This window comes from Zoogloea oleivorans (assembly GCF_008107625.1).
GTDB classification, from domain to species: domain Bacteria; phylum Pseudomonadota; class Gammaproteobacteria; order Burkholderiales; family Rhodocyclaceae; genus Zoogloea; species Zoogloea oleivorans.
The window spans coordinates 1-9,923 of record NZ_SDKK01000033.1; the positions used below are offsets into that span (position 1 = coordinate 1).

8 protein-coding genes are annotated in these 9,923 nt (G+C 68.0%); all 8 read right to left on the reverse strand.

What is annotated here, in order from left to right; translation table 11 throughout:
• The coding region (locus tag ETQ85_RS22850) for a condensation domain-containing protein (protein WP_246128877.1) at positions 1-960 on the reverse strand (960 nt) is incomplete at its 3' end.
• Positions 961-1,147: 187 nt separating this feature from the next.
• Positions 1,148-1,981 (reverse strand): 4'-phosphopantetheinyl transferase family protein, encoded by an 834-nt coding sequence (locus ETQ85_RS22855; protein ID WP_148581361.1) that lies wholly within the window; start codon positions 1,979-1,981, stop codon positions 1,148-1,150.
• A complete protein-coding gene (locus ETQ85_RS22860; protein WP_148581362.1) occupies positions 1,962-2,849 on the reverse strand; it encodes an alpha/beta fold hydrolase in 888 nt (295 codons plus the stop codon). The genes ETQ85_RS22855 and ETQ85_RS22860 overlap by 20 nt, the downstream gene beginning before the upstream one ends.
• Complete coding sequence (locus ETQ85_RS22865; RefSeq protein ID WP_148581363.1) at positions 2,846-3,673, reverse strand: serine aminopeptidase domain-containing protein; 828 nt, start codon at positions 3,671-3,673, stop codon at positions 2,846-2,848. The genes ETQ85_RS22860 and ETQ85_RS22865 overlap by 4 nt, the downstream gene beginning before the upstream one ends.
• A 241-nt stretch (positions 3,674-3,914) precedes the next feature.
• Complete coding sequence (locus ETQ85_RS22870) at positions 3,915-5,300, reverse strand: sensor histidine kinase (RefSeq protein ID WP_148581364.1); 1,386 nt, start codon at positions 5,298-5,300, stop codon at positions 3,915-3,917.
• A complete protein-coding gene (locus ETQ85_RS22875) occupies positions 5,281-5,967 on the reverse strand; it encodes a response regulator (protein WP_148581365.1) in 687 nt (228 codons plus the stop codon). The genes ETQ85_RS22870 and ETQ85_RS22875 overlap by 20 nt, the downstream gene beginning before the upstream one ends.
• A 2-nt stretch (positions 5,968-5,969) precedes the next feature.
• Entirely contained in the window at positions 5,970-9,068 is a 3,099-nt protein-coding gene (locus ETQ85_RS22880; protein ID WP_148581366.1) for an efflux RND transporter permease subunit, read from the reverse strand.
• 15 nt (positions 9,069-9,083) lie between these two features.
• The coding region (locus ETQ85_RS22885) for an efflux RND transporter periplasmic adaptor subunit (protein ID WP_148581394.1) at positions 9,084-9,923 on the reverse strand (840 nt) is incomplete at its 5' end.

Genomic DNA, 9,923 nt, shown 5'->3' on the forward strand with positions numbered 1-9,923 from the left:
GTCGAGGGCGCTGCCGGTGAGCTGCAGCAGGGCGTTGCTGGCCGGGTCGGCAGAGAGGTCGAGGCGCAGGGCCAGGGTGTTGTCGAGGGGGCCGACGAGGCGGGCGAGGGCCGGGTTGATACGGTAGCTGCTGCGCAGGCCGATGACCAGATCGCCCTGGCCGCTGTGGCGCTGCAGCAGGGTGGCGAAGGCAGCCAGCAGCACGGCCTGCAGATCCACGCCGTGGCGGTTGGCCAGGCTGCGCAGACGGGCGGTGAGGTCGTCCGGCAGATCGACGGGCAGGCTGGCGCCGGCGTAGGCCTGGATGGGCGGGCGGGGCAGGTCGGTGGGCAGTTCGAGCACCGGTGCCGCGCCGGCCAGGCTGCTGCGCCAGTGGGCGAGGTGCTCGGTGTGCTGCGGGTTGTGGCGCTGGGTGTCGATGAAGTCGGCGAAACGCGGGCGGGCCGGCTCGTCGGGCAGCGTGCCGGCGAGGTCGGCGGCGATCTCGTGCAGCAGCAGGCCGAGGCCTTCTTCGTCGAGGAGGTAGCGGTGGGCCACCAGCAGCAAGACGTGCTCGTCGGTGCGGATGCGCAGCAGGTGGGCGCGCAGCATGGGCTCGCTGGCCGGGTTGAAAGGCGTGCCACTGCGTTCGGCGATCCAGCGGGTGCGGGTGTCTTCGCCGGAGAGGCTGTCGAGGGTCAGCGTCGGGCTGGCGGGCACGCTGGCGCCCGGGCCGAAGCTGCGCTGGAAAATGTCATGACGGGCGCAAACACGATGCAGTGCCGCGCGCAGGGCATCCACGTCAAGGGGGCCGGCGATGGTCGCGCCGATGGCATGGCGGTGCTGGGCATGGCCCGGATAGGCTTGTTCGAGGAACCAGTTGCGCTCCTGGGCGTACGACCAGGCCGGTGCCTGGTTGTGGCCGGATTCAGACTGCTGGACGCCGCCGCGACCTTCCGTCTCTGAAATTACATGCGACATAGCCCCTCCGGCCCCGGCAGTCTTGATGTGATCTTGTGGGAATGCGCCGCAGCGCCATTGCGGTCGGTTGTTGCCTGCTCTGCACTCCGGAACCGGAGGGCGTCAGGTTCATGCCTATCCGACTACCATTATCCTACCCTGCCAGCCACCCCTTTGGGCAGCTCCGCCGGGGCGGTGGGGCCGCCATTTAGGGGTTTCCGTGAAATGTGTCTTGCTGTACTGAGGTGCCGTTGTCCATCCAGGCCGGGCAAGCGTCGTCGGTCAGGTGAAACTGGCGGATCCGGCCCGGCGCGAGGAGGGCGCGGACGGCCGTTGTCATGACATGCGCGGGTTCCGGGCTGTGGGTGAAAAGCGTCCACGGGCCCGGTGCGCCATCCACTCCAGCGCATTTGTCGCCGTTTTCCGCGAGGTGGATGGTGAGGCTTTCCGGCGCGGTGGCGAGGCCGCTGCCGAGGGCCTTGAGGACGGCTTCCTTGGCGGTCCAGATGCGGAAGAAGTCAGGTTCCCGGCTGCTTGCGAGCCGGCCGGCCAGCCAGGCTTGTTCGGCAGGGCTGAAGCAGTGGGCGATGAGGGCGTCGCGGTCGGCGAGTGGGCGGATGCGCTCCACGTCCACGCCGATGGGGGCCGCACGGGTGAGGCCGATGAGGGCCCGGTCGTGGCAATGGGACAGATTGAAATGCAGCTCGGGGGCATCGGCCAGCGTCGGTTTGCCATGGGGGTTGGCGACGAAGCGCAGGCTGTGGGGCGGGTGGCCCAGGCTGGCGCCGAGCAGGAGTCGCAGCAGGCCGCGGCTGTGCAACTGGCGCAGGCGGTCGGCGGCAAAGACCAGGCGCCCGGCGCGGGCGTGTTCGGTGGCGTTGGGGAGACTTTCGACGGCCCTGCGCAAGGGGCTGTCGGGCAGCGGCAGGGGAAATCGCCAGAGCTGGAGTTCGTCGCCGGCAAGGGGCGGGAACGACGCGTTTCCCGCCGCCAGGCTTGCTGACGTGACGGGCTGCGACGTTTCAGTGGGTGAAGCGGGCATCGGCCCAGTTGCGCAGGGTGGCAATCAGTTCGTCCCGGCTGTGGCGCGGGGTGAAGGTGTGATCGGCGCCGGGCAGGTGCACTTCGCCGAAGTTGGCATAGGCCGCGAACTTTTTGATCTCCTTGCCGAACATCAGCTTCATGTAGTCGAGGGCCAGATCGCCTTCCGAATACACCATCAGCAGCGCGGTGCCGCGGCCGAGGACCTGATGGAAGGCTGCGTGCAGTGCCGGCGCGCTGTCCGGTCTCGACTCGCGGGGGGCCATGGGGCGCAGCAGTTCGCCGCCGAGAAGGCGCAGCAGTTCCAGGTAATTGACTTGGCCGCTGATCAGCTTGCGCCAGCTCTTCGGGTTGAAGAGGGCGCTCTTGAGCAGGTAGCGGGCCGAGGCGTCGGAGCCGAGGGTGCTGGCGTGGGTCTCGATGCCGTCGTCGCCGGAGTTGTCGGTGACGCTGTGCAGGCCGCGGCCATTGATGAGTACGGCGCCGACCACCGCGGGGTTGTCGCGGGCGGTCAGGAAGGCGATGTCGGCACCCGAGCAGATGCCGCACAGGATGAAGCCGGTGGCGCCGCTGTGGGTGCCGAGGGCTGCCATGGCCGCCGATGTTTCGCTGATGGCGCTTTTCTCGAAGCTCACGGCGTCGCCGCGCGGGCTGCTGTCGCCAATCGCCGAGAGATCGAAGCGCAGTACCGGATAGCCGGCCGCCGCCAGCTGGCGGGCGATGTTGACGTACAGCCGGTTGGGGCCGGTGCGGTGGATCACGCCGGAGTTCACCAGCACGATGCCGGGCCGGGTGGCGGGGTGGCTGGTCGCGGTATAGATGCCGATCAGGTTGCCGTTGTCGCCAAAGCGCAGAGCGTGTTCGTTCATGCCGGCACTTCCTGGCCCTGGGCCCAGCCGACGATGGCCTGCAGCACGCGGGCGGGCGGCATCAGGACGTCATCCAGTTCTTCATTGCCGGTCCAGAATTCGGGCCACGCCACGTGTTGGCGGTCGATCTGCATGCCGAGGGCTTCGAGATGCTCGCCGAAACGTTCGGGGTCGGCCGTCGGGCTGCTGCTCATCAGCAGGGCGCGCCGGGCTGGCGCTGGTAGCGTGTCGAGCCTGATGCTGCGCAGGCCGCTTTCGAGGCGCGGGGAGAGCAGAAAGCCGACGATCTCGCGCACGCCGTCGGCGCCCATGGCTGTTTTTTCGCGCCACAGGCGCAGGCGCAGAAAGTGTTCGTGATCGGCAAGAAGACCATCCACGTAACGCTCCCCGCTGATTACCGGGTCCCACAGGATCAGGCTGTCCACGTCCTGGTGGGTGGCCGCATGCAGGGCGGCCAGACTGGCGCCGATGCGAAAGCCGGCCAGGCACACACGGGCGCCCGCCGTGTGGTTGCGGAAGGTGTCGATGGCGCTGGCGATGTCGTCCAGCCATTGCTCGACGCTGCCCTCGTCGTCTTCGCCGGCCGAGTCGCCGCTGGCAAAGTAGTCGAAGCGCAGCACGGGAAAACCCGCCCGCGACAGGCGGGTGGCCAGTTGCCGGAAGGTGCGGTGGGCGAATACATACTCACGCCCGGCCGGCGGGCAAAGAACGACGCCGAAGGGACGGGTGCTGGCTCCCTGGGGAGCGTGGTAGCAGTAAAACAGCTGCCTGTCGGCCGCGCCCATGTAGCCGGCGACTGTCGGATCTTGTATCGAGTTTCCCATCTCGGGCCTGTGTTTTGGTATTCCCAGCCTGCTGCAATGCTGTCGGGGCAATCCTCGTTTTTCCGGCAGGGTGCCTGGAAGGACGACGTGATGAATGCCCCGGATAAGGTCGTCATGATGGATGGCTTGCTCGCCAATAATGACGACCTCCCTCCATTTTGTAAATCGTGGCCCGGCCCCGATGGTCCCGGTTTGCGCAGCAATGCACAAAATGGGTGTGCTGTTGTGGACTGCTGGGCGCTCAGGACGAGGGGCTGTGGCGGTTACTTGCGGGCAGGCGCACTTGCAGCAGCGCGCCGCGCCCGCCGGGTGGTGTCTGGATGCTCACTTCACCGCCGAAACCGTGGGCGATTTCCCGCACGATGGCCAGACCGAGCCCGCTGCCCGGGCTGCTGGCAGAAGGCAGGCGGAAGAAGCGTTCAAAGACCTGTTCCCGGGCTTCGGGCGGAATGCCGGGGCCGTTGTCCTCCACTTCGATGATGGCCTGCCCGCCGGCTTCGCGGCTGCGGATCGTGACTTCGCCGCTGGCCGGGGTGTAGTTGAGGGCATTCACCACCAGGTTGGCGACCATCTCGCCGAGGAGCAGGCCGTCGCCGGTGACGCGGGCGGGTTCCAGCTCGAAACCCAGGTCGATGCCCTGGGTTTCGGCCAGGCGAATCCATTCCGGGCTGCGTTCGCGGATCAGCTCGGGCACGTCGAGGGCTTCGGCCAGGCCGGCATGACGTCCGCCGGGTTCGGCCGACAGCAGCACCAGCATCTGGTTGATCAGGTGGCCAAGGCGCTCGATAGCGCCGATGCACTGGTGGCTGCGGGTTTCCCGTTCGGTGGCGTCGGGTTCCCGCTGCAGCAGTTCGAGCTGGGTGCGGATGCCGGCCAGCGGGGTGCGCAACTGATGGGCGGCGTTGGCGACGAAGCGTTGCTGGGCATCGGAGGCCTGTTCCAGGCGTTCGAGGGCGAGGTTGAATTCTTCGACCAGCGGGCGGATTTCGCCGGGGGCGGAGGCGGCGTCGAGGGGTTTCATGGCGCGGTGCTCCATGCCGTGGAGGGCGCGCCGGATGTCTTCGACGGGGAGCAGGGCGTGGCGGATGCCGAACCAGATGGTGAGTCCGGTGGCGCCGGCGAAGAAGATCAGCGGCAGGATCAGCGCAAAAGCCAGGTCGACACGCAACTGGTCGCGCTTGCGGGTGGTTTCGGCGGTGACGAAGACGAAGGGCTCGCCGGAGATGGTGCGGCGGACGGCGCTGACGCGGATCGGGTGGTCGCGGAAATGGGAGTAGAAGCTGACCCGGTCGGCGTGGCTGTCTTCGCCGTCGGGGGGCTCATGGGGCAGGCCGGCATCGCCCGCCACGAAGCGGTCGTTGGGGCCGAGAACCAGATAGTAGATGTCATCCACCCGGTCGGCGCGCAGGACTTGTTCGGCGGCGGCAGGGAAGACGAAGCGTGGTTTGCCGTCGACCACTTCCAGGTGCGGAACGAGGGCCAGGCTGGCGTCGGCGAGGGCCCGGTCAAGGGCCTCCATGGCCGGTTGGTGCACCAGGTGGAAGGCCAGCGGCAGAAAGGTGATGAGGGCCAGCCCGGCGGGCAGCAGCAGCCACTGCAGCAGCGCCTTACGCAGGCTTCGGGTCATGGGTCAGGCCTTCGAGCATGTAGCCCAGTCCGCGCACCGTGCGGATGCGGATCCCGGCCGGTTCGAGCTTGGTGCGCAGGCGCGAGATATAGACTTCGACGGCATTCACGCTCATGTCCTGGTCCCAGGTGCATACGGCGGCGACGATGCGCTCCTTGCTGAGCACCCGCTCCAGGTTGTCGAGAAGGAACAGCAGGATCGCCCATTCCCGCCGGGGCAGGTCGAGGGGCTGACCGCCCAGCCAGGCCCGGTGGGCGTCCTCGTCGAGGGTGAGGGGGCCGAACTCGCGGCGCTGGGCGCCCTGGCCGCGGCTGCGCCGGACGAGGGCATTGACGCGGGCGATCAGTTCGACGGCGGCGAAGGGTTTGGTGAGGTAGTCGTCGGCGCCCAGGTTGAGGCCGCGGACCCGCTCGTTGAGGGCGTCGCGGGCGGTCAGCATGAGCACGTGCACCGGGTTGTGGCGGGCCCGCAGGCGGCTCAGCAGCTCCAGGCCGTCCATGCCGGGCAGGCCGATGTCGAGCACCAGCAGGTCGAACTGCTCGGTGGCGAGGGCCGCTTCGGCGAGTTCGGCGCTGCCTACGTAGTCGGCGGTCAGGCCGCTGCCGCGCAGGAGCTGGGCGACGCCATCGGCCAGCAGGGGGTCGTCTTCGACGATCAGGACGCGCATCTTCAGTTCCGTTTTGCTGCTGGCCTGTCAGGGCCGCCGAAGGACAACAGCACGGGCAGCAGCAGCAGGGTGAAGAGGGTGGCGCTGACGATGCCGCCGACGATCACCACGGCGAAGGGGCGCTGGGTTTCCGAGCCGATGCCGTGCGACAGGGCTGCCGGCAGGAGGCCGAGGCCGGCCATCAGGGCAGTCATGACGATGGGGCGCAGGCGCAGCATGGCGCCGTCGAGGATGGCCTCGGAACGGGGGGCGCCGCGGCGGGCGATTTCGATGACTTGTTCAACCATGATCACACCATTCTGCACCGAGATGCCGGCTACCGCGATGAAGCCCACCGCCGCCGACACTGACAGGTGGAGGCCGGCGAAGCCGAGTCCGGCAAAGCCGCCGATCAGCGTGAAGGGCACCATGGCCAGCACCAGCAGGGCCGGGCGGATGTCGCGGAAGGCCCAGAAGAGCAGCGAGAAGATCAGCCCGAGGGTGATCGGGACGATGACTTTCAGGCGTCCCATGGCGCGTTGCTGGTTCTCGAACTGGCCGCCCCAGGTGAGGGTGTAGCCGGCCGGCAGGGCGACTTCGGCGGCAACCTTTTTCTGGGCTTCGGCGACGAAGCTGCCCTGGTCGCGGCCGCGCAGGTTGGCCTTGACGATGACGTTGCGGCTGCCGGCTTCGCGCTGGATGCGCGAGGCGCCCTGGCGGAGTTCCACGTCGGCCAGGTCGCCCAGCGGAATGCTGCCCTTGCCGTCGGGCAGGGCCACCGGCAGGTTGGCAATGTCGTCCACCTGGTCGCGGAAGTTGGGGCCGAAGCGCAGGGTTACGTCGTAGCGACGTTCGCCATCGTAAAAGACATTGACTGCGGAGCCGCCGAGGGCGGTCTGGATCATCAGATTGACGTCGGTGACGCGGATGCCGTAGCGGGCCAGGGCTTCGCGGCGCAGACGGATGTCCACTTCGCTCTGGCCGCCCACCGGCAGGGCGGCCACGTCGGCGGAGCCCTGGATGCGGTCGAGCACGCTGGCGATCTGGCGACCCTTGGTTTCGAGCATTTCGAGGTTTGGCCCGAAAACCTTGACGGCGATTTCGCCCTTGGCGCCGGACAGGGATTCTTCCACGCTGTCCTGGATCACCTGCGAGAAGTTGGTGGGCAGGCCGGGGATGGTGGCCAGTTTGGCCGACATGCTGTCCACCAGCGCGTCCTTGGTGGCGAAGCGCCATTCGTCGTGGGGTTTCAGGTCCACCAGGATTTCGATGTTGTTGGGGCCCTTGGGGTCGGTGCCGTCGTCGGGGCGGCCGACGTGGGTGATGACCGCCTTCACCTCCGGGTAAGTCGACAGCACGGCGCGCACCTTGCGCTCGATTTCCTTGGTGTTGGAGAGGGCGGAGGACTGGGGCAGGCTGATGGTCAGCCAGATGTTGCCTTCGTCGAGCTTGGGCAGGAACTCCGAGCCAAGCAGCGGGGCCAGCAGCAGGGCCACGACCAGGGTGGCCACCGAGGCGCTGATGGTGGCCCGGCGGCGCAGCTGGAGACGTACCAGCAGCGCCCGGTAGCCGGTTTGCAGGCGGTGCAGCCAGACGCTTTCCTTCTCGGCCATGTCCTTGTTGAGGGCATAGGAGAGCAGCGTCGGGACCAGCGTCAGGGTCAGCAGCAGGCCGCCGAGCAGAGCGAAGGAGAGGGTCAGGGCGACTGGTGTGAAGATGCGTCCTTCGACGCGCTGGAAGGTGAAGATGGGCAGGAAGGCCACGATGATGATGGCCTTCGAGAACATGATCGGCGCGCCCAGCTCGACGCAGGTTTGCTTGAGGGCGTGCATGCGCCGGCCGATCGGCGAGGTGATGCCGTGGTGTTCGGTGTGGGCATCCACCGCCAGGCGCACCATCAGGGCTTCGACCATCACCACCGCGCTGTCGATGATGACCCCGAAGTCCACCGCGCCGAGGGAGATCAGGTTGGCTGATACGCCCATGGCGTGCATCAGGATGAAGGCGAACATCAGCGACAGCGGGATCACCGCGGCAACGATGATGGCCGCCCGCAGGTTGCGCAGGAAGGCCAGCAGGATGGCGGTGACCAGTATTGCGCCGACCAGCAGGTTCTCGCCGACGGTGGCCACGGTGTGGGCGATCAGTTCGGAGCGCTGGTAGATCGGGCGCAGGCGGTAGCCGTCCGGCAGGCGCGCATTGACTTCGTCCACCTTAATCCGCAGGGCTTCGACGATCTTGGCGGCGTTGCCGCCCTTGGTCATCTGGACGATGCCTTCGATCACGTCGTCGCGGTCGTTGAAGGCGACGATGCCGGTGCGCGGGCGGGCGCCGGCGATCACTTCGGCCACGTCGCCGATGCGTACCGGCTTGCTGTCGCGGGCGACGATGACCACGTCGCGTACGTCGTCCAGGTTGGTGAACAGGCCGAGGGTACGCACCACCAGGGCTTCGTCGCCGCGCCGCAGGAGGCCGCCGCTGCCGTTGGCGCTGCTGCCGGCAAGGGCCTGGCTGACTTCGTCGAGGCTGACTGCGTACTTGCGCAGCAGGTTCGGGTCGATGCGCACCTGCATCTCGCGGATCGCGCCGCCGAAGCTGACCACGTCGGCGATGCCGGGGACCATGCGCAGGGCCGGGCGGACGGTCCAGTCCTGCACCGCGCGGACTTCTTCCTGGGCGGCGGCGGGCGGGGCTTCGAGCACGTAGCGGTAGATTTCGCCCACGGCGGTGGTCAGCGGGGCGAGCACTGGCTGCATGCCGGCGGGCAGGGCTACTGTCTGCAGGCGCTCGAGCACCTGCTGGCGGGCGAAGTAGTCGGCGGTCTTCTCGTTGAAGGTGAGGGTCACCACCGACAGGCCGGTGATCGACACCGAGCGCAGCTGGGTCAGGCCGGGCACGCCGCTCATTTCCCGTTCGATGGGCAGGGTGACGGTGCGCTCGACTTCTTCCGGCGCCTGGCCGGTGGCCTGGGTGACGACCTGCACCTGCACGTCCTGTACGTCGGGGAAGGCTTCGATGGTGATCTGGTTGAAGGCGTACAGCCCATAGCCCAGTAGGACCAGCGCGGCGATGATGACAAAGGCGCGCTGGCGCAGGACGGCCGTGATGAGATTGTCGAACATGGTGGTCGGCGCTCCTTAGCGGGAACTGCTGGCCAGTTCGGCGTTGAGCAGCAGGGCGCCGACGCTCACCACCTTGTCGCCGGCCTTGATGCCGGTCCATACGTAGGCGTGGCTGCGGGTCTGCACGGCGAGGGTGACTTCGCGTTTTTCGAAGACGCCCGGGGTGCGCTCGACGAAGACGAAGTTCTTTACACCTTCCACCAGCAGGGCGCCGATGGCGATCTTCGGCAGCGCTTCCCGGTTGTCGGCGAGCAGGGCGACCTTGGCGTACATCTCGGGCTTGAGCAGCCCTTCCTGGTTGTCGACCGCCACCCGTGCCTGCACCCGGCGGGTTTGCGGGTCGAGGGTCGGGGCGACCTGGATGACCTTGCCGTCGAAGCTGCGCTGCGGGTAGGCCGATACGTCTACCTGGGCGGCCTTGCCGACGGTGACGAGGGGCAGGTCGCGTTCGGGCACGTCCACCAGCACCGACAGCTTGCTCATGTCGGTGACGACGAAGAGTGGCTCCTGGGCGTCGGGACGGGTTTCCATGCCCGGGTTGATGTGCCGGGTGGCGACGATGCCGCTGATCGGGGTGCGCAGGGAGTAGCGCTCGCTGCCGGCCGTGATGCCGCCGCCAGGAACGAGGTTGGCCAGGCGCAGGCGGGCCCGGTCGGCCTCGGCGCTGGCCTGGTGCCATTCGGCCTGGGCGACTTCGAGGTCGCGGCGGGGCACGACTTCGGCTTCGAAGAGGCTGCGGCTGCGCGCCAGGGCGGCTTTTTTCTGCTCGGCGTCGGCGCGGGCCTTGGCCAGGTCGGCGGCGGCGGTGCCGAGTTCCGGCGCGTCGAGGATGGCCAGCACGTCGCCGGCCTTGAC

What these genes read in the sequence shown, in the direction of transcription:
- ETQ85_RS22855 (WP_148581361.1), bottom strand. Translation starts at nt 1,981, where the DNA reads ATGCCCGCTTCACCCACTGAAACGTCGCAGCCCGTCACGTCAGCAAGC.
- ETQ85_RS22860 (WP_148581362.1), bottom strand. Translation starts at nt 2,849, where the DNA reads ATGAACGAACACGCTCTGCGCTTTGGCGACAACGGCAACCTGATCGGC.
- ETQ85_RS22865 (WP_148581363.1), bottom strand. Translation starts at nt 3,673, where the DNA reads ATGGGAAACTCGATACAAGATCCGACAGTCGCCGGCTACATGGGCGCG.
- ETQ85_RS22870 (WP_148581364.1), bottom strand. Translation starts at nt 5,300, where the DNA reads ATGACCCGAAGCCTGCGTAAGGCGCTGCTGCAGTGGCTGCTGCTGCCC.
- ETQ85_RS22875 (WP_148581365.1), bottom strand. Translation starts at nt 5,967, where the DNA reads ATGCGCGTCCTGATCGTCGAAGACGACCCCCTGCTGGCCGATGGCGTC.
- ETQ85_RS22880 (WP_148581366.1), bottom strand. Translation starts at nt 9,068, where the DNA reads ATGTTCGACAATCTCATCACGGCCGTCCTGCGCCAGCGCGCCTTTGTC.